General features: G+C 67.3%; 23 protein-coding genes and 1 riboswitch. Of the genes, 9 read left to right on the top strand and 14 right to left on the bottom strand.

Features of this window, described 5'->3' with window-relative positions:
• Positions 1–78 precede the first annotated feature (78 nt).
• The 4 genes from pnuC to AC1DGW_RS07125 all read right to left on the bottom strand — a co-directional run bounded on the left by pnuC (position 79) and on the right by AC1DGW_RS07125 (position 4,633).
• Positions 79–672 (bottom strand): nicotinamide riboside transporter PnuC, encoded by a 594-nt coding sequence (pnuC, locus tag AC1DGW_RS07140; protein WP_478021020.1) that lies wholly within the window; start codon positions 670–672, stop codon positions 79–81.
• On the bottom strand, positions 669–2,837 hold the full coding sequence (locus AC1DGW_RS07135; RefSeq protein WP_478021018.1) for a TonB-dependent siderophore receptor: 2,169 nt from the start codon (positions 2,835–2,837) through the stop codon (positions 669–671). The genes pnuC and AC1DGW_RS07135 overlap by 4 nt, the downstream gene beginning before the upstream one ends.
• A 69-nt stretch (positions 2,838–2,906) precedes the next feature.
• Positions 2,907–3,003, bottom strand: a riboswitch (TPP riboswitch).
• A gap of 42 nt (positions 3,004–3,045) precedes the next feature.
• Entirely contained in the window at positions 3,046–4,170 is a 1,125-nt protein-coding gene (locus tag AC1DGW_RS07130; protein ID WP_478021016.1) for a phosphotransferase enzyme family protein, read from the bottom strand.
• Between the two features lie 178 nt (positions 4,171–4,348).
• The gene (locus AC1DGW_RS07125) at positions 4,349–4,633 is read right to left on the bottom strand and encodes a helix-turn-helix domain-containing protein (protein WP_478021014.1); all 285 of its coding nucleotides are present in this window, start codon (positions 4,631–4,633) and stop codon (positions 4,349–4,351) included.
• Positions 4,634–4,984: 351 nt separating this feature from the next.
• Between AC1DGW_RS07125 and AC1DGW_RS07120 the strand changes: the two genes are divergently transcribed.
• Both AC1DGW_RS07120 and AC1DGW_RS07115 read left to right on the top strand, forming a co-directional pair.
• A complete protein-coding gene (locus AC1DGW_RS07120; RefSeq protein ID WP_478021012.1) occupies positions 4,985–7,384 on the top strand; it encodes a TonB-dependent receptor plug domain-containing protein in 2,400 nt (799 codons plus the stop codon).
• Positions 7,385–7,391: 7 nt separating this feature from the next.
• Positions 7,392–9,536: an Atxe2 family lasso peptide isopeptidase gene (locus AC1DGW_RS07115; RefSeq protein WP_478021010.1), complete on the top strand. Its 2,145-nt coding sequence runs from the start codon at positions 7,392–7,394 to the stop codon at positions 9,534–9,536.
• Here the strand turns inward: AC1DGW_RS07115 and AC1DGW_RS07110 are convergent.
• From AC1DGW_RS07110 to AC1DGW_RS07095, 4 genes are all read right to left on the bottom strand, one after another.
• Entirely contained in the window at positions 9,533–11,272 is a 1,740-nt protein-coding gene (locus tag AC1DGW_RS07110; RefSeq protein WP_478021008.1) for an asparagine synthase-related protein, read from the bottom strand. The two genes, AC1DGW_RS07115 and AC1DGW_RS07110, sit on opposite strands and share 4 nt — an antisense overlap.
• Positions 11,272–11,952, bottom strand: a complete 681-nt coding sequence (locus tag AC1DGW_RS07105) for a lasso peptide biosynthesis B2 protein (RefSeq protein WP_478021006.1) — start codon at positions 11,950–11,952, stop codon at positions 11,272–11,274. The genes AC1DGW_RS07110 and AC1DGW_RS07105 overlap by 1 nt, the downstream gene beginning before the upstream one ends.
• A 52-nt stretch (positions 11,953–12,004) precedes the next feature.
• Entirely contained in the window at positions 12,005–12,148 is a 144-nt protein-coding gene (locus tag AC1DGW_RS07100) for a benenodin family lasso peptide (protein ID WP_478021004.1), read from the bottom strand.
• Between the two features lie 217 nt (positions 12,149–12,365).
• A complete protein-coding gene (locus AC1DGW_RS07095; RefSeq protein WP_478021002.1) occupies positions 12,366–13,001 on the bottom strand; it encodes a GntR family transcriptional regulator in 636 nt (211 codons plus the stop codon).
• A 187-nt stretch (positions 13,002–13,188) separates the two neighbouring features.
• Between AC1DGW_RS07095 and AC1DGW_RS07090 the strand changes: the two genes are divergently transcribed.
• From AC1DGW_RS07090 to AC1DGW_RS07075, 4 genes are all read left to right on the top strand, one after another.
• Positions 13,189–13,821: a hypothetical protein gene (locus AC1DGW_RS07090; RefSeq protein ID WP_478021000.1), complete on the top strand. Its 633-nt coding sequence runs from the start codon at positions 13,189–13,191 to the stop codon at positions 13,819–13,821.
• A 107-nt stretch (positions 13,822–13,928) separates the two neighbouring features.
• On the top strand, positions 13,929–15,020 hold the full coding sequence (locus AC1DGW_RS07085) for a DNA glycosylase AlkZ-like family protein (RefSeq protein ID WP_478020998.1): 1,092 nt from the start codon (positions 13,929–13,931) through the stop codon (positions 15,018–15,020).
• Between the two features lie 119 nt (positions 15,021–15,139).
• Complete coding sequence (locus tag AC1DGW_RS07080) at positions 15,140–17,101, top strand: alpha/beta hydrolase family protein (protein ID WP_478020996.1); 1,962 nt, start codon at positions 15,140–15,142, stop codon at positions 17,099–17,101.
• 381 nt (positions 17,102–17,482) lie between these two features.
• Entirely contained in the window at positions 17,483–18,679 is a 1,197-nt protein-coding gene (locus tag AC1DGW_RS07075; RefSeq protein ID WP_478020992.1) for a serine hydrolase domain-containing protein, read from the top strand.
• A gap of 50 nt (positions 18,680–18,729) precedes the next feature.
• Here the strand turns inward: AC1DGW_RS07075 and AC1DGW_RS07070 are convergent, their stop codons facing one another.
• Both AC1DGW_RS07070 and AC1DGW_RS07065 read right to left on the bottom strand, forming a co-directional pair.
• Positions 18,730–19,047: a hypothetical protein gene (locus tag AC1DGW_RS07070; RefSeq protein WP_478020988.1), complete on the bottom strand. Its 318-nt coding sequence runs from the start codon at positions 19,045–19,047 to the stop codon at positions 18,730–18,732.
• 76 nt (positions 19,048–19,123) lie between these two features.
• Positions 19,124–19,555: a helix-turn-helix domain-containing protein gene (locus AC1DGW_RS07065; protein WP_478020986.1), complete on the bottom strand. Its 432-nt coding sequence runs from the start codon at positions 19,553–19,555 to the stop codon at positions 19,124–19,126.
• 68 nt (positions 19,556–19,623) lie between these two features.
• Between AC1DGW_RS07065 and AC1DGW_RS07060 the strand changes: the two genes are divergently transcribed.
• The 3 genes from AC1DGW_RS07060 to AC1DGW_RS07050 all read left to right on the top strand — a co-directional run bounded on the left by AC1DGW_RS07060 (position 19,624) and on the right by AC1DGW_RS07050 (position 21,362).
• A complete protein-coding gene (locus AC1DGW_RS07060) occupies positions 19,624–20,118 on the top strand; it encodes a DUF2938 domain-containing protein (protein WP_478020984.1) in 495 nt (164 codons plus the stop codon).
• 68 nt (positions 20,119–20,186) lie between these two features.
• Positions 20,187–20,933: a type I methionyl aminopeptidase gene (map, locus tag AC1DGW_RS07055; protein ID WP_478020982.1), complete on the top strand. Its 747-nt coding sequence runs from the start codon at positions 20,187–20,189 to the stop codon at positions 20,931–20,933.
• 78 nt (positions 20,934–21,011) lie between these two features.
• Positions 21,012–21,362, top strand: a complete 351-nt coding sequence (locus AC1DGW_RS07050) for a hypothetical protein (protein ID WP_478020980.1) — start codon at positions 21,012–21,014, stop codon at positions 21,360–21,362.
• A gap of 108 nt (positions 21,363–21,470) precedes the next feature.
• Here the strand turns inward: AC1DGW_RS07050 and AC1DGW_RS07045 are convergent, their stop codons facing one another.
• The 4 genes from AC1DGW_RS07045 to AC1DGW_RS07030 all read right to left on the bottom strand — a co-directional run bounded on the left by AC1DGW_RS07045 (position 21,471) and on the right by AC1DGW_RS07030 (position 25,087).
• Positions 21,471–22,112, bottom strand: a complete 642-nt coding sequence (locus tag AC1DGW_RS07045; RefSeq protein WP_478020978.1) for an ABC-type transport auxiliary lipoprotein family protein — start codon at positions 22,110–22,112, stop codon at positions 21,471–21,473.
• Positions 22,109–23,035: an MlaD family protein gene (locus AC1DGW_RS07040; protein ID WP_478020975.1), complete on the bottom strand. Its 927-nt coding sequence runs from the start codon at positions 23,033–23,035 to the stop codon at positions 22,109–22,111. The genes AC1DGW_RS07045 and AC1DGW_RS07040 overlap by 4 nt, the downstream gene beginning before the upstream one ends.
• 105 nt (positions 23,036–23,140) lie before the next feature.
• Entirely contained in the window at positions 23,141–23,962 is an 822-nt protein-coding gene (locus tag AC1DGW_RS07035; RefSeq protein WP_478020973.1) for an ABC transporter ATP-binding protein, read from the bottom strand.
• Between the two features lie 12 nt (positions 23,963–23,974).
• Entirely contained in the window at positions 23,975–25,087 is a 1,113-nt protein-coding gene (locus tag AC1DGW_RS07030; RefSeq protein ID WP_478020971.1) for an MlaE family ABC transporter permease, read from the bottom strand.
• Positions 25,088–25,163 lie beyond the last annotated feature (76 nt).

The raw sequence follows: 25,163 nt of genomic DNA, 5'->3' as shown, positions 1-25,163 counted from the left end.
CCGACCATTGCGGCCTGTCGCCCGCCGGCGGCCATCCATGCTTCGATGGTCGTCGGGAACCGAGGGCGTTTGATGGAGTCAGGGAAGTGATGCCGGCGCGTGATCCCGAGCGCGCTTCTGCTCCTTCCTCCACGCACGCAGGCCGGTGGCCGCCAGCGCCACGAACACCAAATACAGCGCCGCGGTGGCATGCAGCGATTTCACCGCGTACATGCCCACGTAGACCACGTCCACCCCGATCCACAGCCACCACGCGGCGGCGTGGCGGCGTGCTTGCCACCACTGCGCCACCAGGCTGAGCGCGGCGAGCAGGGCGTCCAGCCATGGCAATGCGGCGTTGGTCCAGGTGTGCATGGCCGCGCCCAGGGCCAGGCCGAACGCCACGCCCATGCCCAGGTCGCGGGCGCAGGCCTCCATTGCCAGCGGCGCGATGGCGACGCGGCCATCGGGCTTGTCCTGGCGGTGCCAGTTGGCCCAGCCGTAGGCCAGGAACGCGGCGAACGCGCCCTGCAGCAGCATGTCCGAGTACAGCCGCGCCTCGAAGAACACCAGCGCGTACAGGCCCACGGACACCAGCCCCACCGGCCAGGCGAGCATGCGCCGCTGCGCCATCAGCCAGACGCCCAGGGCGCTGGCGATGACCGCCGACCATTCCAGGATCGCCGGGTTCATAGCGCAAGGGTGACCGTCAGCCGCGCCTGGCGCGGGGCGCCGGGGAACAGGTAGTAGTCGCCGGAACTGCTGCCGGTGTCGCGCCAGTAGAAGCGGTTGAACAGGTTGTCCACCGACAGGTTCCAGTCCAGTGCGTGCCCCTGCAGTTCATGCCGGAAGCGCAGGCCGGCGTCCACCACGCTGTAGCCGGGCGCGCGCACGCGGCCGTCGGCGGTGGCGACGTTGGAGGAGGCATGGCGCCAGCCGCCGGTGAGGCCCAGCCCGGCGACGAACGACAGCGCGTAGTCGGCATGCACGCTGGCGCGGGTGGTGGGCACGTTGATCAGCGGGTGGCCTTCGTAGGCCGCCGTGCCGGTGTCGTGCGCGCGCGCGCGCAGCACGCTGGCGCTGGCGGTGAGCTGCAGGTTGTCGGTTACGCGCCCGCGCGCGCTCAGTTCCAGGCCGGTATGGGTCTGCTGGCCCTGCTGCACGAAGGTGTAGCCGTAGTCGCTGTCGTCCGGCTTGGCGTACTGGAACGGCCGGCTGATGCGGAACAGCGCCGCGCTCAGGGTCAGCGCGTCGTTGGGCATGTACTTGGCGCCGACCTCGACCTGGCGCGACAGCACCGACGGCAGGAAGTTGCCTTCGTTGCTGGTCCAGAATGGCGCTTCCTGCCCGAGCGCGATGCCGCGCACGTAGCTGGCGTACAGGTTGAGCTGCGCGTTGGCGCTCCAGATCAGCGCGGTCTGCGGCAGGAAATGCGACATGCGGCTCTCGCGCTCAGGATTGCCGCGCTTGTCCCAGGCACGCTCGTCCAGGCGCACGAAGCGGCCGCCGGCCAGCCACTGCCAGTCGTCGGCGAAACGCACGCGGTCCAGCACGAACAGCGCCTTCTGGCGGCTGTCCAGGCGCCGCACGGACGGGCCGGGCTCGCGCGGCGAGGGCTCGAACTGCGGCACGTCGCGGTCGTGGATGTTGCCGGTGCCGACGTACTCGTTGACGTTGCGGCGCTTGTCCACGCTGCGGCGGAAGTAGTCCGCGCCGACCATCAGCTGGTGTTCCACCGCGCCGGTGGCGAAGCGGCCGCGCAGTTCGGCGCGCAGCTGCTGGTTGCGGCGGGTGTCGTCCGGGCTGCGGTAGTCGTAGATGTCGTAGTCGCCGTTGGGCGCGAAGTAGTTGCCCGGCACGCTGCCGTCTGCGCAGCCGGCCGTGTAGTAGCAGCCGTAGGCGAAGGCGACGTTGTCGTCGATGACCGAGCGGCTGTGGCTGGCCGACACGCGCGACTGCCACGCCGGGCTGAAATCGTAGGTGTGCAGCGCGGTGAGGTTGGTGCTGTCGATGCCTACCGGCTTTTGCCAATGCTGGTAGCCGAGCATCTGCTTGCGGTCCACGCGGCGCGGCAGTGCGGTGGCGCCCAGCAGCTGGTAGCCCGAGGCCGAGCGCTGCGCGCTGGTCTGGTAGTTGGCGTCCACCTCGAGCTTGCCGCGCTCGCCGATCAGCCAGTCGGTGGCCAGCGCGTAGAAGTTGCGGCGGCCATCGGCATGGTCGATGTACGAATTGCTGTCATCCCACGCGGCATTGAAGCGCACGCCGAAGCGCGGCGTCAGCCAGTGGCCGACATCGATGGCGGCATAGCGCGAACCTTCCGCGTCGGTGCCGAGGGTGACGGTGCGCACTTCGGCCGGGCGCTTGCCGACGTAGTTGATGACGCCGCCCGGGGCGATCACGCCGGCGGCCAGGCCGGCTTCGCCTTTGAGGATCTCCACCTGCTGCACGTTCTCCAGCGCCAGGCGCTGTTCGCCGGCGAGGGTCAGGCCGTTGAAGCGGTAGCCGGTGGCGGTATCCAGCGCGAAGCCGCGGATGGCGATGTTCTGGTAGTAGCCCACCGGCGCGTAGCTGTCGCCCAGCGAGGCATCGTTCGCGGCCAGTTCGGACAGGCTGCGCACGACGCGCTGGTCGAGCAGGTCGCGGTCCAGCACGCTGATCGAGGCGGGGGTGTTCTTCCAGTCGCCGCTGCCGAAGCTGTTGGACTGGGTGTCCTTGGCGCCGGGTTGCTTGGCCTGCACGCGCACGGTGGACAGCTCGGTGGGCGAGCGCTCGGCGGCGGTGTCCAGGGGGCTGGCGTGCAGCGGCAGGGCCGCGGCCAGCGCGGCGGTCAACAGCGAGATTCGGTGGCAGCGGTTCATTCGTTTCGTCATCAGCCGTGGGGGAGACGAAGCGAAGGCGCGCACGCGCGACCGGCCACGAAGGCGGTGTGCCTGCTGCTCAAAGCTCCCTACGCCGGTGCAAACCGGATCAGGTTCCAAGGGACTCTCTCAGCCTGGACAAGCCCAGGCACCCCCGCTTCAGGGGCGCATTGAACCACAAATGCCGTGCGTTGGCTTGCCGGCGGATTCAGGCGGCGGCGTGCAGCGCGGCCAGCAGTGCCTGGCCGTCGGCGCTGCGGAACCACTGCGCATGGCCGAGCAGGAAGGGTTGCCAGGCCACGTCCGCGTTCGCGGTGGAGCCGGTGATGCCTTCGAAGTACTCCACTTCGGACAACGCGAAATCCAGGTGCACCACCGGCAGCAGGTCGGCCAGCAGGTGCACGCGCGCGGGCGACAGCGGCAGCCGCTGCCGGTAGCCGTCGAGCAGGGCCAGCGCGATGTCGATGCGCACGGCCTGCGCGCCGCGTTCCAGTTCCAGCCAGGCGACCGCGTTGCGTTCGATGGCGGTGGCCAGGTCGAACAGCGCGCTGGTGGGCGATGCAAGCCCGAAATCCAGCACGGTGCTCACCGCCCCGTCGCGCCAGAGCAGGTTGGAGATGTGCCAGTCGTTGTGCGCCCACAGCCGCGGCTCGGCCTGCAGGCGTTCGCGCAGGCCCGCGTGCCATGGCAGCACGGTATGGCGCAACTGTTCTTCCCATGGGATGCGCGCCAGATAGCGGGCAAGGCCGGGGCGGTTGCCGAGGTCGGCCTTGAGTACGGCGATGGGATCGTGGCTGCGGATCAGGTCGTCGCGCGCCACCAGCAGGTGGGTGCCGCGCTGCGGCGCGTGGTAGCTGGCGGCGGCCTGGTGCAGGCGCGCCAGCATGCGCCCGGCATCGCGCGCCTGGGCGACGTCGGTCAGCGGCGTCCATGACGCCGCGTCGCGGTACAGGTCCTCGCCGATGCCGAGCGTGTGCAATTCGTAGGTCCAGCCTTCGTGCTCGACCGCCGTGGCGCCATCGCGATCGCGCAGCACCTGCACCACCGGCACGCCGTCAGCGGCCAGGTGCGCGATGAAGCGGTGTTCCTCGCCCAGCGTGGCCGCGTCGCGCACGCTGTGGTGGTGGCGCTTGACGAACAGGCGCCCCACCGCGCCTTCGACGAGGGCCGCCGCCGACAGCGGCCTCGGGCTGTGCCACAGCGCGGCGTCCACGCCTTCCAGTTGCGGGAAGCGCCCGCGTAGCCAGGCGATCTCGCGCCCGCTGATGGCGGGCCAGTCGGCGGGTACTTCGTCGTTGGCCAGGCCCTGGACGCGGTGGGAAGAAGCGGTCATGGACGGAAGGAGGGGAATGCGCAGGCGATGCAGGGGCGACAGGGTAGCGCGCGCGGTGGCGTGGGGCGCGATGGCGCCTGTGCGTGGCAGGAGAGACTTGGCTAGGAAAACTGCGCCATTAGATGTAGCGGTCTGCCGCAGGCGGTTGTAGGAAAACTACGCGCCGTGGTGTCGGTGATCAGCGCTTGCGCTGCTTGCTGCGGTGGAAGTCCAGGATCACTTCCGCCAGTCCGTCGTCCTCGGCGAAGAAGTAGGCAACCGGCAGGTCGAAGACATCGGCGATCCGCTGCAGGGTCTGCAGGTCGGGCTGGTGTACGCCGGTTTCATAGCGGTTGACGCGGGTGCTGGCGACGAATTCGTCCAGCCCGGCCTGGATGCCGAGATTGCGTTGCGAAATGCCATAGGTCTCCCGCGCTTCGCGCAGACGCACGCTGTAGACGGGGAGCTCTTTTTTATCTGACAAGGCCGTGCACGTCCCGGGCTTCGGTGGACAGAAGCTTCCGGAAGGGCGCTTGACACCGATACTACGTTAAACGTAGTGTGCGCACCGGGTTAATTGTTGAACGCATCGCGTGCATGAGCTCCAGCCCGTCAGGGGGAGCGCGAGAGCGGCACGGCAGGGCGGCGGCGCCGGGGTATCGCACAGGCCGCGCCCGGACAGGGCATCGGAAACACCACAGGGAATCGCCAGCACGGCCGAGGGGCTCCGTTGCCATGGAGCGCTGTCGCCCGCGTTCGGCCCCCGTGTGCCCGGCGCCTCGTCCATGACGGACCGCAAGACCGAGTACCGACCATGGAAACCAGAGGACGCAGCATGAAGACCAGCGCTTTACGCAACGCCATTTCCATCGCCCTGTTCGCCACGCTTTCCGGCAATGCCGGCATCGCCCTGGCCCGGGACCCCGCACCGGACGCGGAACGGCAAGACGGGGCAGGGCAGGGAAGCACTACCGCTTCCACGTCCTCGAAGCCGGCATCGCGACCGGAAGCGACTGCCACCGAACTCGAAACGGTGACCGTCACCGGCACCCGCATCCGCGGCGGCTCGACGCCGTCGCCGGTGATCGCCATTGGTAGCGAGCAGATCCGGCAGGAGGGTTTCGCGGACCTGGGCGAGGTCATCCGCAGCGTGCCGCAGAATTTCAGCGGCGGACAGAATCCGGGCGTCGGCAGCGGCGGTTTTTCCGGCGCCGGCATCGCGAACCAGAACGTGACGGGCGGATCGTCGCTGAACCTGCGTGGCCTGGGGCCCGATGCGACGCTGACATTGCTCAATGGCCGGAGGATGGCCTACAGCGGCTTTGCCCAGGCCGTGGATATCAGCGCGATCCCCGTGGATGCGGTGGAGCGGATCGAGATTATGGCCGACGGGGCATCCGCCATTTACGGGTCCGACGCGGTCGGCGGCGTGGGCAACGTAATCCTCAGGCGCGACTACGACGGCGTGGCGGTGAGCGGCCGCTACGGCCGGGCCGGCGAGGGTGGGCTGGCCACCCGCGAGTACACGGCGACGGCTGGTTCCCACTGGGGAAGCGGTGGGCTGATCGCCGCCTACCGGGATGCTTCCGTCGATCCGATCTACGCGGCGCAGCGCGGTTACACGGCGCACCTGGGGCCGCCGACGACGATCTATCCAGGCAGCAGGCAGCGCAGTGGCGTGCTGAGCGCACACCAGACGCTGGGCGAGTGGATGGAGCTTCGCCTGGACGCGCTCAGGAGCCGGCGTGACCAGCGCCATTACTACGATTTCCTCGGCATCAACCGCATGACGCCGCAGACCACGACCACGCTGGTGTCGCCAGGCATCGATCTTCTGCTGCCTGGCGATTGGACGCTTTCGCTCGGCGGCGCCTGGGCAAAGGACCAGCACGATGAGCGGCAGATGCGGGAAAACCCGACGACGGGTGTGATCACCGCCGTCGTCAACGACTGCTACTGCAACGAAAGCCGGACCTATGAACTGGGCGTCGAAGGGCCACTCCTGGCGCTGAAAGCGGGGGAGGTACGCATCGCGGCGGGCGTCGGATACAGGACCAACGCCTTCAATCAGTACAACCTGGCAACAGGTGTCAGGGTCATGCAGGGCAGGGAGCGTGCCCGGTTCGCCTACACGGAAATCGATGTGCCGCTTGTCGGTCCCGGGCAGGATCTCGCCGGAATATGGCGTCTGGCCGTGACCGCAGCGGTGCGCGGCGAGGACTACAGCAGCTTCGGCAACGTTGCCACGCCGAAGTTCGGGCTGGTCTACGGCCCCAACGCCGACTTCACGGTAAAGGCTTCCTGGGGCAAGTCCTTCAAGGCGCCGACCTTGTTGCAGATCAACCAGGGGCGGGTGGCGCAACTCAGCTTTCCCCGCAATTTCGGCGGTACCGGCTACGCCAGCCAGGACACGGCACTGCGTGTCGGAGGTGGCAATCCCAGCCTGGACCCGGAGCGCGCGCGGACTTGGACAGCCTCCGTGGCATACCACCCGGAAGCATTGCCTGGTCTGGAAATGGAGCTGACCGGTTTCAACATCGACTACACCAACCGCGTGGTGCAGCCGATCGTCAACTACGCGCAGGTGATGCGCAATCCCGCCTTCGCCGATTTCATCTCGTACCAGCCTTCGGCAGAGGAACTGCAGCGGGTCCTTTCGAACGTCAGGTTCGTCAATTCCACAGGTCTTCCCTATGACCCTGGCAGAGTCGTTGCCATCATCTACGGCAATTACGTCAATGTCGCCCGGCAGCGGATAAGGGGCATGGACCTGTCAGGCGGATATCGCTTTGAGCTCGGCAGCGGGCACCTGGCAGTACGCGGCATGGCGACCTGGCTGGACAGCACGCAACAGAGCTCGGCCGCTCAGCCTCCCTTCGATCTGTCGGGAACGCTGTTCAATCCGGCCAGGTTCAGCGGTCGCTTCGGTACGGTATGGGAGCAGGGGGGCTTCAGCGCGTCGGCGTTCGCCAACTACACCGCGGGTGTGGTCAATACCGTGGATCGGCGGAAGTCGGCATCGTCCACCACCTTCGATACCACGCTCCGCTACGCCATCGGGCGCGGTGGCGCATGGTCGGGCATCGCGGTGACGCTGTCGGCACAGAATCTGTTCGATCGCACCCCTCCGCTGTACACGCCCAACGACTATGCGGAATACGCCCTGCCTTATGACGCGACCAACTACTCGGCAATCGGTCGTTTCGTGAGCCTTGCCGTATCCAAGCATTTCTGAGGGCGCCATGAGAACGCTTGAAACAAAGAAGCGCTGCGTAGTGCCGAGCCCATGGATTTGTACGAAGGAGACTTTCCTTGGGTGTGTGCTGACGTTGGCCGTAATGATGGTGGCAGGGTTCTGGGCGCCCGCGCAGGCGCAGACGGTCTCGCCACGGCAGTTGCTGGAGGTGGCGGATTTTGGAGCCCCCGTGGTCTCGCCGGACGGGAGCCGCGTCGCATTCCGCATCGAGCGTGCGTCCATCGAGCGCAATACCTATGACACGACCTGGTATGTGCAGGAATTGGCCGATGGGGCCGAGCCTCATCGTGTAGCCGATGGCGGTGTGCCATTACGCGACGCGGCGGGCATCAGTTCGCCTGCCGTCCCTGTCTGGTCGCCGGACGGACGCTGGATCCATTACATCGCATTGATGGATGGGCGAATCGACGTATGGCGCGCTGCCGCGGATGGATCCGGCGCCGAACCGCTGGCGTCGGATGCCGCCGATGTACGCGAATTCTCGTTGAGCGATGACGGCCGGGAACTGTTCTACCGCGTGGGCGCCACGCGCGAGGAGGTGACCGCCGCCGAACAGGCCGAGTACGACAACGGGATACGCATCGACAAGCAGGTGCCCATTGGCCAGGGGCTGTTCCGTTCCATCAATATCGAAGGGAGATGGGCGACGCAGCGCTACGTGGGCATGTGGTTCGGCCGTGCCGCGTTGCTGGCCGATGCGCCGCAGCGCTGGAGGGCCATCGATCTTGCAAGTCTGCAGCGGCGGGACCTGCCAGTCTCGTACCAGCCCTCGCGCCCGCCGGTGGCGTCCGATCTTTCTGCCGGGCTGCCCCGGCCATGGAAACTGGCGTCGGATCCGGGCACCGGGCGCATTGCCATGCTGACCCGCGTAGGGAACAGTCAGGGTCTGCGCGATGCACCCGGCGTGCAACTGAGCATGCTGCCGGGCAAGTCGAGCAGCCGCCCGGTCGTATGCTTGTCGGAAATGTGCGCCGCACGTGCCATTACGGGTATCCAGTGGCGGCCGCGGAGCGACGAGGTGCTGTTCACCGTAACCGACCCCGATGCCGGATATGCGCAATCGATCTTCCGCTGGAACGTGGGCAGCGGTGCGGTACTGCCGGTGACGCAGGTAGCCGGCCTGGTCAACGGGGGGCGCGACCGCTTCAGTGGTTGTGGCGTGTCGGCTGCTACATTGGTCTGCGTCACCGCCGACGCGAATCAGCCGCCGCAACTGGAGCGCATCGATCTGGACAACGGCCGGCGGCAGCTGCTGTTCGCTCCCAATTCCGCTCTGGCAGGGCACATGCAGGCCATTCCCGCGCAACTGCTGCGCTGGAGTGATGCGGATGGGCAGGTGTTCACCGGGCAATTCTTCCAGGCCCGCCCGGCGGGCGATGCGCCGCCGCCCCTGTTCGTGACGTACTACCACTGTTCCGGTTTCCTGCGCGGTGGCGTAGGCGACGAGTGGCCGCTGGCGTCGCTGGCCGAACAGGGAATCTCCGCGCTCTGCATCAACGATCCACCCGGCTATCTCGTCGATGCGGTCGAGCGTTTCGGGCGGGGGCTGTCAGGTGTTCGCAGCGCCATCGAGTTGCTGACTGCGGACGGGCGGATCGATCCGAAAAAAGTCGGTATGGGCGGACTGAGCTTTGGCAGCGAGGTGACCCTGTGGACCGCCAGCCACAGCAATCTCCTTGCCGCCGCGTCGATTACCTCGCCGGAGATCGAACCCAACTACTTCCTGTTCAATGCCTTGCGGGACGACGCCTTCTTCGCCGAACTGCGCAGATCCTGGGGGCTGGGCTCGCCGGAAGAAACCCCCGACCGCTGGCGGGTCATCTCTCCCACCTATCACCTCGAGCAGATAGGGGCTCCGTTCCTGTTCCAGATACCAGAACAGGAATATCTGTCCTTCCTTGGGTTCTCGTTGCCCTTGGTACGGGGGCAGCGCGCCGACCTCTATGTGTTTCCCAACGAACCGCACCAGAAGTTCCAGCCCAGGCACAAGCTTGCCGCCTATGAACGGAACGTGGACTGGTTCCGGTTCTGGCTTCAGGGCCATGAGGATGCGCATCCGACCAAAACGGGCCAGTACGCATATTGGCGGCAGATGCGAACGGGGGTGGAGCGGCGAGAAACGGCGCCCTAGGGCTGGCGGCGGACCCAGTTCTCGATCATGCAGAGATCGAGAATCCGCATGAACGAGGTATCGCGCGGCGGCAGCGTGGCATGGAAGAAGTGTTCCAGTGCTTCCTTATCCAGCAGTCCCCGCGCGTGCAGGCGGCCGTCGATCAGAAACTCGCGCATGAGCGGCTTCCGGCGCTGGTAGATTGCGCCGAGATAGCTCATGAAGGTTCCCTTGCTGCGGCGCTCGAGAACCTCGTAAGGCAGACGATCGGCAAACGCCTGCCGGGCCAGTGCGCGGTTCCTGCCGCCAGCTATCCACATCCAGCTGGGTGCCTTCAGACACGCTTCCACCACGGGTTGTGAAAGCAGGGGGAAGCGCAGCCAGTGGGTGGAGCCACGCGGAGCGCTATCCCGGAATACCTGTGTTCCCGCCAGTTCGGCGATGCGCTCCTGGTCACCGGGCAGGAGCCCATCCGGCGCGTCGAACCAGGGATGACGGTCGAGTTCGGGGATGACGAGAGAAGGGGCCAGCAGCGAGGTATTGGCCCTGAACGGTATGCGCGCGCCGCGCCGCAGTTTTCCAAGGGCCAACCGTCCGGCCTTCCAGAAAGTGCAGCCGTGCAGAGTGGACAGGTCGCCGACCGCAGCCAGGCCACCGGCCAGGCCGCGTTCCCTGAAAGCGTCTGCCGCCGGAGCTGCGCCCGCTGCGTAGCAGAAGACCGTGTCGCCTCCGCCTCCGGAGAAGAAACTGGCGGCGCCATGGCTGTAGGCTGCCGAGGTCATGGCTTCATGGGCAACGTACTGCAGGACCGACATACGCGGCTTGGGCGTCTGCACCGGTAGTGGAAAGTCGAAGCGGGCATTCTCGAAATCGAGGTGTTCGACGTGCAGCGCGACGCTGAGCGCATCGGCTACCTGGCGGGCATAGCGCCGCTCGTCGGCACCTGGCACCGGAGTGACAAGGGTGTTGCAGGCCACCTGCGACTCGATGCCCTGCAGACTGACGGCGACGATCGAGGAGTCCAGTCCGCCTGAAAGCTCCACCAGAACCGCCTTGTCTGTCCGTGCCCATGCTTCGCTAACGGTGATGACTGCTTCGCGCACCTCGGCGGCGGCCTCGTCAGGATCGACCTGTCTGTGGTCGCGGGATACGAATGTCCAAGGCAGCCAGTCTTCGCGGACCGATGTGGTCAGCCCGCGGAGCACCAGCGAACACCCCGGAAGCAATTCACTGACGCCAGCCAGTCCGGTGCGCCTGGTGTTGACGTGGGGATAGGCCAGTGCCTGGGCGATGAAGCCCCAGTCGATCTGCCGATCATGCAGCTCGAGTTCCACCGCCAGCGAGCTGTCCGAGGTGACGAAACCGGCATCTTGCTCGAATGAATAGATGCAGGGCACACCGCCGGAAGGTTCGCGCATGATCTCCAGCTCGGGCACCGGGCCACAGGTTGTCTGGATCAGCAGGTACTCCCCCCAGTAGTGCGTCAGCAGATGCTCGGCGAGATGCCGGGCACTGGTTTGCGTCGGCAGGTCGCCCAGCTTGGCGGGCTTGCCATCGTGGGTGAAGATGTGCCCAATCACCACGCCGCCGGGAACCACCTCCGCCGGCGTTTCCGCTGCAACGTAGAGGATGACCGGGCCTGCCATCGGCATGGCACGCATGCCTCTGGCGCCAAGGAGCGCAGCCTGCGCGTCGGACACCTGCGGTATGGCTTGCGCGCGCCCGGTGCCGATCAGGGCGATGTAGTGGTAGCCCATCAGACTTTCCTGATCGGTGTATGGGCCATGACGTTGCCCAGGGTGTCGTTGAGAACCCAGTCCCCGGCCTGCACCCAACAGTGCGCGGCGAACGGGTTGTGCGTGATGCCAAATACGAGTTCTGCGGGTACCTGCCTGCGTGCCAGGAATCTCACCATCGCGACGGCATCCAGCAAGCAGGAGGTTTCGATCGGCACGTAGCTGCGGGCTTGCCTGAATGCAGCGGAACATGCCAACAGATGCGCCTCCCTGGATGGGGCCTGCGAGAGCGGGATGCCTGTGGTTTTGCGATGACGATAGGCAGAGAGTGCGGAGATGATGCGGCGAAGGGGCCGGATCTTCAGCTGAATTCGCGTCAGGCATACCGTGGCGGCCACGTCCAGCATCGCGAAGGCATGGACGGACGCCGGAGTACTTGCATGTTCAAGAGCGCTCCGGATCGGCACGACTATTGCTGGTGCCGGTTCCCACCGTACATCTTCGGGCATCGGTATCAGGATGTTGCGTTGTAACAGGCCAAACACATCCGTCTCGAATTGCTCCTCACCACGAAGGCAGGAAATGACAGTGGTCTCCAGTGGTCCGGACAGACGGAAATACCGGTCTGCATCCAGGTCCAGAAAAACCAGGCTGCCATCCACCTGGCAGCAGGAAAGGCCATCGCGCAGCCGGTAGTGCATGAGTATTCTCTCGATGAGAACAGAGGCGCGTCTTTCGACGCGCCTCTGTTGCTTACTCTTCCGAAATGCCCATTCCAATGTTGAGCCCGTAGGGCTCGCCGGTATCGAAGACGCCTCCCAGTGTCTCCACGCTGGCGACGCCGAGCACGATCACGTCTTCTTCCGTATTGCTACGGTCGTTTTCATTCGCGTTCATATCTGCCTCTCCTGCGGTTGCGTCATGGCGGTTTCCATGACGCACGCAGCGTAGGAGGCGGAAAATTTGATTTTCAAATGATTATTGCGTTGCCAAACGATGATTATCCAGAGACGAGCAGGCCGTCATGGAATGACGATGAGATGCGCGCTGCCGCCTTCGGATCGATACGTCCGGGCAATCGATCTTCCGTCTTTGATGGATAAAACCGGGCCGGCTACGGCTGCTGATCGCGGCGGTCGACGAGCAGAGCCACGACCCGTGGCACCAGCAGCTTGCGGCGCGCGTGGTAATCACGCAGGCCGGCTTCCAGCGCGGGGATGTCGCGCTCCAGCCAGTATCTGCTCAGCTCCGCCAGCTCATCGTCGGCGTAGTCGATCAGCTCGCGTTTGGCCCGCCGCACCGGTGCGAGCCTGTTGTTGGCCTGATTCACCGCCTGGTGCAGTGGGCGGAACCCGGACGCGCCGGCGATCGCATCGAACAACTGCCAGGTTCCCTTCACCACATCGCCATGATTGCCGCCAAAGGCGTGGCCGGACTCCCGGATCGGGGCATCGCTGGGGGACGCGCCGATTTCGCAGGCCATCAGCAATAGCCGCTCCATCCAGTCATAGAGGTCACGCAGGCCGACCTCGGTGAACAGCGGAACGTGCAGCCCGTTGCGGGCGTGGTCGTCGATCAGCCCTTCGCCGACCAGGCGGTTGAGGGCCAACCGTACGGGCGTGGGGCTGGTGCTGAACTCATCGGCCAGCGCGCCCGGGTCGATGCGCTGCCCGGGCAGGTAGCGCCCCGACTGCAACGCTCTGCGTACCTGCCGGCAGAGCAATGCGCTCTTGGAGTGGTTCGCACGCATGGCGGAACTCCCTGTCTGCGTATGGCGTCCTTTTCCGTGTCGATGTTACAAGAACCACCTGCGCGTACAGCAGCCAATCGCCGCCGTCCGTCAGATCGTGGCTGGTATGCTCCTACTACTAATCAGGGGATATGGAATACATGGCATCGCATGGGTTTTCCGTGGCAGCACGGGTTGGGGTATACGCATGAACGCACACGTCACGCCTCCCCCGGCACGGAGTTCATGGTGGAAGCCGCTGCTGATCCTGTTCGGGGTGTTGCTGCTGCTGCTCGTGCTGGGCGTTGCCGCGGTGCTGGGGCTCGGCTGGTTCGGCTGGAAGGCACTGAAGAGCACGATCGATGAAGCGCAGGGGCTGAGCCAGCCGCGGCAGGCGCCATCGCGTCCTCTGTCGGCGGACGAGCAGGCCATCGTCGACATGGTGCTGGAGCGCGACGATCCGGTGCTGCGCGAGGGCATTGCCGGGGGCAGCCAGGCGGATATGGAGAGTCTGGAGAAGCTGCTGGCCGGCTACTACCAGCGTTCCATGAACGAACATGCCAATGGTGGCCAGGGCACCGGCAACATGGGCGCCACGCAGAGGACGCTGACCGCGGTCCTGGCAGCGCTGGAGGAAAGCCGGCGCAACGGCGGCGATGCTCCGGAAATGTCGCCCGAACTATCCATCCTGCTCGAGGCGCTGGCGGCCCATTACGATCATGGGCAGAACACGAAGGGCGAGGTGGTCCCCCTGCTGACGGAAGATCGCCCGCTGACGGCGGAAGAGCGTGAGCTGGTCGATACGATCGTGGAAGTTGAGGCGCGCAACCGGGCCCGCTGAGCGGCCGCACGGGCGCTGCGCCGGTGGCGCTGCCGGCAGTCCCGATGGCCGGTGCCGTACGCCGGCGGTACGCGCTTCATGGTGCGGGCAACTGGCATCATGCGTCCATGCCGCTCACCATCGATCAACTCCGTCGTTACGCCGTCGCCCGTTCGCTGTTCAAGCCGACCACGCTGATGCGGGCAATCGGGAAGCTTGGCTTCGTCCAGGCCGATCCCATCCGCGCGCCGGCGCGGGCGCAGGACCTGACCCTGCGCCATCGGGTCAAGGACTACCGTGCCGGCGAACTGGAGCGACGCTACCCGCGCCTGCCGCTGGAAGAGGATTTCTTCGTCAACTACGGCTTCCTGCCGCGCGCGCACCAGGCGCTGATGCATCCGCGGCAGGCGCGAACGGCATGGACACCGGCGCGCTGGAAGCAGGCGCATGCAGTGCGCGATTTCGTTGCCGGCCGCGGCGTGGTGCATCCACGCGAGGTCGATGCGCATTTCGCCCATGGCAAGACCACCAACTGGTTCGGTGGCTCGTCCAATGCCAGCACCCAGCTGCTCGATGGCATGCACTACCGCGGCCTGCTGCGGGTGGCGGGCCGCGAAGGCGGTACCCGCGTATATGCCGTGCGCGGGGACATTGCGCCGGTGCCGGCGCATGAAATCGAAGCGCGCCTGGATGCGTTGATCGATCTGATCGTGGGCAAGTACGCGCCACTGCCTGCGGCCAGCCTCCGGCAACTGGTCGGCTACCTCGGCAACGGTGTCCCGCAGTGGCGCGATGCCTGCAGGCCGGCACTGCTGCGCGCACGGCAACGCCTGCAGTGCGCCCGCGTGGACGGCGTGGACTGGCTGTGGCCCGACGGCGAGCGTGCGGAGAGCCGTCGTTGGCAGGCCGAGGAGCAGGTGCGCCTGCTGACGCCGTTCGACCCGGTGGTATGGGACCGCCGCCGCTTCGAACTGATGTGGGGCTGGACCTACCGCTTCGAGGCCTACACGCCGGCGCCGAAACGCAGGCTCGGTTACTACGCATTGCCGCTGCTGTGGCGCGAGCACGTGATCGGATGGGGCAACCTGTCGGTCATGGCGGGGGTACTGGATGCGCGGCTGCACTATGTCACCGGCCGGCCGCCGAAGGACGTCGCGTTCCATACGGCTCTCGAAGAGGAGTTGGAGCGGATGCGGACATTCCTTGGGTTGGAGGGCTGAGGGCCGGCGTATGGCCCGCCGGACGGGAACGGGACGTGCGGGGATATCGACTCCGTCCGGTGCTCCCGGCATGCTCCCCCCACCAGGAACCGGATCGGCCAGGGAAAAGGGACGAAGGCATGCGCGTCTTGATTGCGGCGGTACTGTGGGTGGCGGCGATGGCGATGGCGCAGGCGCAGGCGGGCGGGGTCGTGGACCTGGCGCCCTATGTGCAGCAGGACATGTACGAATGGGTGAAGATCTCGCCTGATGGAAGGTATTACGCGGTGACCAAGCCGCTGGAGGACCGCACCGCGCTGTTGATCCTGCGACGCGAGGACAATGCCTTCACTGCCAAGATCATGGGCGGCGCCGATTCGGTGGTGGACGATTTCTGGTGGGCCAACAACGAACGGGTGGTGGTGTCGCTGGCGCGCAAGCAGGGGTCGCGCGACGAACCGGTATCCATCGGCGAGTTGTATGCGGTGAACGTGGACGGCAAGTACAGCATGCTGCTGGCCAGTCCTTACGGCATCTCCGAGCGCCCGGGCCTGGTCTCCGAGATCAGGACGCAACTGGAACAGTCGGTCTACATGCTGGACCCGCTCGAGGACGACGACCGCAACGTGCTGGTTTCGGCGGTACCTGTCACCAGTGACCCCTTCGTCCGTATCGAAAAGCTGGACATCTACACCCGCAACCGCATCCGTGTGGCGGACGTGCCGGTGCGGCGCGCGCGCTTCGTGGCCGACCAGGCCGGCGAGGTGCGCTTCGCGGTGGGGGCGGGTACCGACAACATCTCCAAGCTGTTCTACCGCGAAGCACGCGGGCAGGAGTGGCGTCTGGTCAACGATCAGGGTGTCAGCGGTGTGCGCCGTTTCCCGCTGGGGTTCAGCGCCGACGGCAGGCTGGCCTACCTGCAGGTGGAACAGGCGCAGGGACCCGACGTCATCGTCTCGTGGGACCCCGCTACCGGCCAGGAAGTGGAACTGTTGCGTGATGCCGTGGTCGATCCGTACCAGATCCTCTACGACGTGGACGGCCGCACGCCGATCGGCGCCTCGTACATGAAGGAGAAGATCAGCAACCGCTTCTTCGACGAGACCGCGCGTACCGCGCGTTTCTACCGCAGCCTGGAGAAGGTATTCGTCAACGACGCGGTGCGGATGACCTCGGCCACGCGCGATGGCCGCTTCGTGCTGCTGTTCGTGTGGGGCGACCGCAACAACGGTGACTATTTCCTGTTCGACACGCAGGAGCGCAAGGCCGACCGCATCTTCAGCCGCAGGGAGTGGTTCGCGCCCGAAAGGGTGCCGCCTTCGCGTTACGTCAGCTTCCGCGCGCGCGACGGCATGGTGCTGCACGGCTATCTGACCGAACCCATGCAGCCCGCCGACGGGCCGCGGCCGATGGTGCTGTTGCCGCATGGTGGTCCGTTCGAAGTGTTCGACGCATGGCGGTTCGACGACGACGCGCAGCTACTGGCCGCCGCGGGCTATGCCGTGCTGCGGGTGAACTACCGTGGTTCGGGCAACTACGGGTGGTCATACATCGAAGCAGGCAGCCGCGAATGGGGCGGGCGCATGCAGGACGACCTGGCCGATGCCACGCGCTGGGCCATCGACCAGGGCATCGCCGACAGTGCGCGCATCTGCATCTATGGTGCCAGCTACGGCGGTTATGCGGCGTTGATGGGGGCCGCGCGCGACCCTGATCTGTACCGTTGCGCGGCCGGCTATGTGGGTGTCTACGACCTGGAGATGATGCACCGCGACGCCTCGCAGCGCAGCCGTTCCGGACGAACCTGGGCGTCGGACTGGCTGGGCGACCGGGAAACGCTTGCGGTACGTTCGCCCAGCAATCTTGCCGACCGGATCAAGGTGCCGGTGTTCCTCGCCGCTGGCGGCAAGGACGAGCGCGCGCCCATCGAGCACAGCCAGCGTATGGAAAAGGCCCTCAAGCGCGCCGGCGTGCCGGTCGAGACGCTGTACTACCCCAACGAGGGCCACGGCTTCTATACCGAACCGCATCGGCGCGAGTACTACGCGAGGCTGCTCGGGTTCCTGGCGCGACACCTGGGCGGTGCGACCGCCGGGCATTAGGACACGGCGCGCGGTGCGCCGTTGCTCCTCCGGTCACGTGTGTGCCCCGCCCACATCACGTGCCGGCACGCCGCCCTGAACGGCCGGCCTGTGCGATGGCCGGCAGCCTGGCGTCGGCGCTGCCAGGTACCGCCTTGCCCGCCCGGTTCGCGGGGCGGGCGATGACGGGGTCGAGGCGACAATGCCCGGCGGGTGATCGACGGCGAGCCGAAGGTGCTCGACATGGCCGGCCCGGCCATCGTGAGACCGGGCCTGTGCCTGCTGTCCTGCGAATCCACTTCGGTGCAGACCTTGCGGCCCACGTGATGCGGGTGCCAGCGCACTCGACGCCACCGCCGTTCTTGCCTATGGTCGGTCCTTCGCCAATCGCGGGGAATGGGAATGCGCGTCGGATATCTGCTGGGAATGTGGCTGGTCGTGGGAAGCCTGCAGGCGGCCGAACCGGTGGCGACGGTGCGGGTGGGGTTCGACCGCGACGGCATCACCACCACCGAGGCGCACGGCATGGCCGACATCGCCGCCGGGCGCGCGCTGGGTGCCGATGATCCGGTGCGGATCGCATCGATCTCCAAGCTGGTCACCGCGCTGGGCGTGATGCGCATGGTCGAGGCCGGGCAACTGGACCTGGACGCGGATGTGTCGCGCTGGCTCGGTTGGCCGCTGCGCCACCCGCAGTTCCCCGACACGCCGATCACCCTGCGTCTGCTGCTGTCGCACCGCGCCGGCCTCACCGATGCCGCCGGCTATTACGCCGTGCCGCTGGGCGGGCAGTTGCGCGAGGTGCTGGATGACCCGCGCGCGTGGGACAAGGCGCATGCGCCGGGCACGTTCTTCCGCTACGCCAACATCGATTTCCCGCTCGTCGCCTCGGTGATGGAGAAGGCCAGCGGCGAGCGCTTCGATCGCCTGATGCAGCGGCTGGTGCTGAAGCCGCTGGGCATCGCTGCCTGCTACAACTGGGACAGCTGCGACGACGCCACCGTGGCGCACGCGGTGGTGCTGTACGACGAAGCGCACCAGCCTGTGCGCGACGACAACCATGGCCGCCGCCCCGATTGCCCGGTGGTGGCCGCCGCCGACGGCAGCTGCGATCTCGGCCGCTGGCGCGCCGGCGACAACGGCGCGCTGTTCGCACCGCAGGGCGGCCTGCGCATCTCCGCCAATGGCCTGGCGAAGATCGGTCGCCTGCTGCTGGGCGGGGGCGAGGTGGATGGCATGCGCCTGCTGCGCGCGGAGTCCGTGCGCGAGCTGGCGCGTCCGCAGTGGACCTGGGCGCCGGGCGACGGCATGACCTCGGAAGAAGACGACAGCGGGCAGGGCGGCGACGGCTTCTTCTGTCGTTACGGACTGGCGATGCAGACATTGGCTACGCCGGTGAAGGGCTGCCGCGACGATCCGTTCGGCGACGGCGTGGCGCGCTTCGGCCACTCCGGCTCGGCCTATGGTCTGTTGTCGGGGGTGTGGGTCGATCCGGCCAGCGGCACCGGTGTGGCGTACTTCGCCACCGGCCTGCCGGAAGCGCGCAAGGGCGAACACTCGGCGTTCTCGGCCATCGAGGAGCGCTTGGCCACACCGTGATGGCACGCCGCGCCCGGGCTGCGGACCGTGCGCGGTGTCGATCCGGGAAATCAGACTGACCCTGCGCCAAGCATGTGGCCGGCCAGCTGGCTGATGCCGCCGACGGCCAGCTCAACCCAGATCGCGAGCACCGCGCACAGCGTGGCGATGCCCAGCATCAGCCGATGCCGCCTGCTGCCGAGCCGGGGAGCGAAGTATTCGTATCCCAGCCCCGCGCCGAACAGCAGGGTGCCCATCACGACGAAGTCCAGCGGCCCCCAATGCCAGCCTTCGCCAGCGGGCGCGTGGCGGTCCAGCGTGGACATGACCAGCGGTACGAGAAGCAGCAGGCCGGTTCCAATGGCCGGACGGAACACGAAGTTTTTCACGGCGGTACTCCACGGGCGAAGGATGAGCCTGGAGCGTCGGCTACCCTCGCGGAGCCTTGATGGGGGCGTGGTGAAGTCATAGTGAAGCCGGGGGGCCGTCATCGCCCTGCCGGTGCTGCCGGCGCAGCGCGGCACGCATCAGGCGCTGGAAGGTGGGGCATTGCAGGTGATCGGCGTGGCGGCAGCGGGCAGCATGGCGCAGCCCATCGCGCAGGGCCTGCAGGCGTGCGATGCGTCGTTCCAGCTGGTCGGCCTTGTGCAGCAGTTGCGGGCGGTCGATGTCGGGAGGGGCGCCGTCGCCGAGCATTGCGCCGATTTCCTCGAGCGAGAATCCCGCCGCGCGCCCCAGCGCGATCAGCGACAGGCGCTGCATCACCGAGGCCGCGTAGACGCGGCGCAGTCCGTTGCGGCCGATCGGGCGGATCAGGCCGCGGGTTTCGTAGTAGCGCAGGGTGGAGGCGGCGACGCCGCTCTGCCGTACCACCTGTCCGATGTCGATCTCCTGCACGCTTGACCTCAAGTCGGCTTCAACGCCGAGACTGATGGAAACAGGTTTCCGGGCGGGCAGGAAGGGCAATGGACAGTGGCGGAATCATCATGCGGATCGTGGTCGTGGGTATCGCCGCCACCGCGGTGACCGATCTGTGGACGGCGCTGCTGCGCCGGCTCGGGCGTCCCACGCTGGACTATGCGTTGCTCGGCCGCTGGATCGGCCACTGGCGCGAAGGGCGCTGGTGCCACGCCGCCATCCGCGATGCGGCGCCGGTCCGGCATGAGCGCCTGTTGGGCTGGTGCGCCCACTACGCCATCGGCATCGCCTTTGCGGGGATGCTGGTGGTGATGGCGGGCAGCCACTGGCTGCGGCAGCCGACGCCGGGCGCGGCGCTGGGGTTCGGTGTGGCCAGCGTGCTGCTGCCGTTCCTGGTGATGCAGCCGGCGTTCGGCGCCGGCATCGCCGCCGCGCACACGCCGCGGCCATGGCCAGCGCGGCTGCAGAGCCTGGCCACGCATGCGGTGTTCGGCATCGGATTGTTCGCAGGAGCGCGGGCGGCCGCGATATTTTCTTTTTGATATCAATGATTTGATTGAACCGTCCGCAGCGCTGCTAGGCTTTCCCGGCCAATCACCCGGAGAACGCCATGACCATTGGATCGCAGTCGGACATCGACGGACTGCAACGCATCGGCCGGCTGGTCGCGCGCATACGCGAGGAAATGCTCGCCGCCGCCTGCCCGGGCATGAGTACCGGCGAACTCGACCAGATCGGCGAGCGGATGCTGGCCGCGCATGGCGCGCAGCCGGCACCGCGCCTGACCCTTGGCTTCCCGGGTGCGACCTGCATCAGCGTCAACGAGGAAGCCGCCCACGGCGTGCCCGGTGCACGCGTGCTGGCTGCCGGCGACGTGGTGAACGTGGACGTGTCCGCCGAACTGGATGGCTACTTCGCCGATACCGGCGGTACCCGTGTGCTGCCCAAGGCAGCGGCGCGCGACCTGCGCCTGTGCCATGCCGCACGCAGCGCCTTGGCCAACGCGCTGAAGGTGGCGCGCGCCGGGCAGCCGCTGAATCTGATCGGCGCGGCGATCGAACGCACCGCACGCCAGGCCGGCTTCCGCGTGATCGAGAACCTGGGCAGCCACGGCGTCGGCCGCGCGCTGCACGAGGATCCGGACCACATTCCCGGCTACTACGACCCGCACGACACGCGGCGGCTGCACGAAGGCATGGTCATCACCATCGAGCCGTTCCTGTCCACGCGCAGCCGACAGGTCGAGGAGGCCGACGATGGCTGGACCTTGCTGGGTGCGCGCGGCAACCGCTCGGCGCAGTACGAGCACACACTGATCGTCACCCGTGGCGAACCGATCGTGGTGACGCTGCACTGACTGCAGGCGCGCGGCATCGACACGGCATGCACGCGGTCATGGCGATGGTGGCGGCGTTCCCGATCGCAACCAGCGCACATGGCCGATCCGCCGCTGCTTACACCTGACGGCCGCGATCTGGTCGTGCGCGGCCGCCTGTGGCGCGCGACCAATCCGCATCTGCCGGAAGAACAGCGGCAGGCGGCGATGCGGCAGCTGATGGCCGCGCGCCGCGAGGTAGGGCAGACACGCCGGCAGGGGGGCCGCCAGGCGCTGGCGCGTGCCTGCTACGCGGTCGACACGGCCAAGCGCGCGCTTGGCGAGCGCGGGCCGGCGTGGTGGGACGATGGCGCACCGGACTACAACCGCCGTGTGGCGAAGAACAGGCCGTACGCGGCGTGGCATGCGCGGATGATCGGCGCGGCGGATGATTCGATTGAGCGGCCCTGATGCGGCGCTGCCCCGTTATCGGGACACGAAAGAAGGCGTGCGTGACCTGCCCGGATCCAGGCCCGACACAGCGCGATGCAGGAAAGCATGCGGGGCAAAGCCCCGCATCTACCGGACGGGGTGGGACTTCCAGTCCGCCTGGCCGGCAACCAGCGTCCAGCCGATCAGGTCGGTGGCGGCCTTGCCCAGCGCGGTTTCGAAGGCGACGGTCACGCTGCCGACGTCGGTGCCGGCAGCGGGTTCGGCGATGAGGAAGGTGCGCGAGGCAACCACGCGCTGGTCCAGGCTGTGGATCAGCTTGGCATTGAGTTCGATGGTCGCCGCCGGGCGTTCGTTGCCGGCGTAGTCCGATTCGAAGCGGCGCAGGTCGATGGCGAGCTTGTAGTCGGAGCGGATGCCGGTGGCGATGCGTGCCACTGCATCGATCCTGCCGGAGTCCTCGAAGCCGCGCAGCAGGGCATCCTCGAGCATGTCGGTGGCCGGCTGCGACCAGGTGGCGCCGCGGTAGACCTCCAGTTCGCCGGGGGTCGGGCGCACGTTGATGCGCGGGCTGTCCACCAGGCGCGTGGCGGCGGGTTTGGCGATGGCCAGCTGCCAGCCCACCTGCGGCCAGGACGGGTCGGCGCTGATGCGCGCCTGCGGCGCGTAGATGGTGACTGGATGGCGGTCGCCGCTGGCCAGTACCGAGCAGCCGGCCAGGGCCAGCAGGCAGAAGGGAGCGAGCAGTCGCATTGGCGGAAGGCGCTTCATTTTGGTTCGAACTCCTTCGGGGCATCGCGGCCGAGCAGGTAGCGTGCCGGGTTGTTCTCGAGGCGGTCGCTGACCCGGCGCAGGTCGCGGATCAGCCCGCGTAGTTCGGTCAGGGTCGGGCCGAGCTGGGCCAGGCCGTCGTTGGCGAAACTGTTGATGGCGGCGCGGTTCTCGCCAAGGATCGCGTTGGCGTTGCCGGCCGCCGAGTCGAGCTTGGAAAGGCTGGCGTCGAGCTTGTCCAGCGTGGCCGGCAGCTGGCGCACGACATTTTCGTCCAGGTGCTGGATGGTGCCGTTCGCGGTGGCGAGGGTGGTGTTGAGGTTGCGCGCGGCGTCGCGTGCTTCCACCAGCAATGCCTGGGTGCCCTGGTCGCGGTCGGCCAGGTCGCCGCTGATGGTTTCCAGGTGCGCCAGGGTGTTGGAGAGGCGCTCCACGTTCTGGTCGCTGAGCAGTTCGTCCATGCGCTCGACCACGCGGTTGGCCACGTCGGTGATGTTCTGCAGCGCCGAGGGCGAGGTCTGGATGGTGGGCACCGCTTCGTGGTTGACCGTGGTCAGCGCCGCCGCCTGCGGGCTGCCGCCGCTGAGCTGGATGATGGCCGGGCCGGTGATGCTGGTGATGGCCAGCTTGGCGCGGGTATCGGTCTTGACCGGCGTGGTCGAGTTCAGGCGCAGCTTCGCGATGACTTTGCGCGGGTCGTCCGGGGCCAGCGACAGATCGGTGATCGAGCCGACCGAGATGCCGTTGTACTGCACCGGGCTGCCGACCGACAGGCCGGTCACCGCCTCGTCGAATACCACCCGGTATTCCTGCCAGGTGCGGTCGGACGAGTACTTCGCCGCCCACAGGCCGAAGGCGAGCAGGGCCAGCGACACGATGAGGGTGAAGGCACCGATCAGGACGTAATGGGCTTTGGTTTCCATGGGGTCACGGCCGGGAAGGGGGAACGGGGAACAGGGAGCGACGGTGGGCGTCAACGCCGGGTGTGCCGGCGGCGGGAACGGTGGAGGCGAAGCGGCGGAAACGGTTCATTGCCGCATCTCCGTTTCCCGTTCCCCGGCGCCGCGCGCGGCGCGGGCGCGGGGGCCGTGGAAGTATTCGCGGATCCACGGGTGGTCGAGGCGTTCGATTTCCGGCAGTGGCGCGGTGGCGACCACCTTGCGGTCGGCCAGCACCGCGACCCGGTCGCAGATGGCGTAGAGCGTGTCCAGGTCGTGGGTGATCAGGAACACAGTCAGGCCCAGCGCTTCCTGCAGGGTCTTGATCAGACGGTCGAAAGCGGCCGCGCCGATCGGGTCCAGGCCGGCGGTGGGTTCGTCCAGGAACAGCAGCGGCGGGTCCAGTGCCAGTGCGCGCGCCAGGCCGGCGCGCTTGCGCATGCCGCCGGACAGTTGCGAGGGCAGCTTGTTGATGGCGTCGGCCGGCAGGCCGGCCAGCTTCACCTTCAGCAGCGCCAGCTCGTAATGCCAGCGCTCGGGCAGTTCCGGGTGATGCTCCTTCAGCGGCACCTGCACGTTCTCGCCGACGGTGAGCGAAGAGAACAGCGCGCCGTCCTGGAACAGCACGCCGGTATTGCGTTCGATATGCAGGCGCGCGGCCGCGTCGTCCGAGCGCGCGTCCACGCCCAGCACCTCGATCTGCCCGGCGTCGGGCGTGCGCAGGCCGAGGATGGAGCGCATCAGCACCGACTTGCCGGTACCCGAGCCGCCGACCACGCCGAGGATCTCGCCGCGGCGCACGTCCAGGTCCAGGTCTTCGTGCACGGTCTGGCTGCCGAAGCGGTTGACCAGGCCGCGCACGCGGATGGCCAGTTCGTTGCCGCCATTGTCGCTTCGGGAGGGAATCGCCATCGTGCCGTTCCCTTACCAGTCCATGTGCATGAACCACAACGCGGCCACCGCGTCGAGGATGATGACCAGCGAGATCGTCTGCACCACGCTGGAGGTGGTGCGCTCGCCCACCGACTGCGCGGTGCCTTCCACCTTCAGCCCTTCCAGGCAGCCGATCAGGGCGATGATCAGCGCGAATACCGGCGCCTTGGACATGCCTACCAGCAGGTGCCGCACCTGCATGGTGTCGTGCATGCGCGCGATGTACATCTGCGGTGGGATGCCCAGGTCGAACGCACCCACGGTGACGCCGCCGGCCAGGCCGGCGACCATGGCGATGAAGGTCAGCAGCGGCAGCATCACCACCAGCGCCAGCACCCGCGGCAGCACCAGCAGGTCGATCGGGTCCAGGCCCAGGGTCTGGATCGCATCGATCTCCTCGCGCGCCTTCATCGCGCCGATCTGCGCGGTGAAGGCGCTGGCGGTGCGCCCGGCCAGCACGATGGCGGTCAGCAGCACGCCGAACTCGCGCAGGAAGGCGATGTTGACCAGCTCGACAACGTAAATTTCCGCGCCGAAGTCGCGCAGGATGGTCGAGCCGAGGAAAGCGATCACCGCGCCAACCAGATACGACAGCAGTGCGATCAGCGGCACCGCGTCCAGCCCGACCTCTTCCATCTGGTGCACGGTGGCGGTCAGGCGCAGGCGCCGCGGTTGCCGCACCAGCCGCGCCAGCTTGGCCAGGTTCTCGCCGAAGAAGCCCAGCAGCACCACGATGTTGTCGCCGATGGCGTGCACCGAGCGGCCGAGCCGCTCCAGTGCCGCGGCCACGCCGTAGTCGCGCTGCGGCCGCGGGCGTTCGTCGGCGACCTCGTCGATGGTGCAGACCAGGGCGCGGTGCTCGTCGCGGAACAGCAGCGCGTCGTCGGCCAGCCCGGCGCTGCGCGAGTAACGCAGCAGCTGCAGCACGCCGGCCGAATCGAGCTGGTCGATGCCGCGCGCATCCAGTTCGCGCACCGGGGCATGCACGCCGCGCAGCACTTCGGCCGATTGCAGTGCGGTGGACAACGTCCAGCTGCCCGACAGCCTGAGTTGGCCGTCGACGTCCGGGTCCATCGCGCAGTGGGGCGGTTCGGCGTTCTTCATGGGGGGCGTCCGGCGCCGAGCATAACCTGTCGCCCGTCATGCGCCCATGAGTCGATCAGGCCGACGCACTTCCGGG

This window comes from Stenotrophomonas sp. 05N423 (assembly GCF_056397145.1).
Note: the sequence above shows the minus strand (reverse complement) of the source record. Positions and strands in the feature narration are given on the sequence as shown.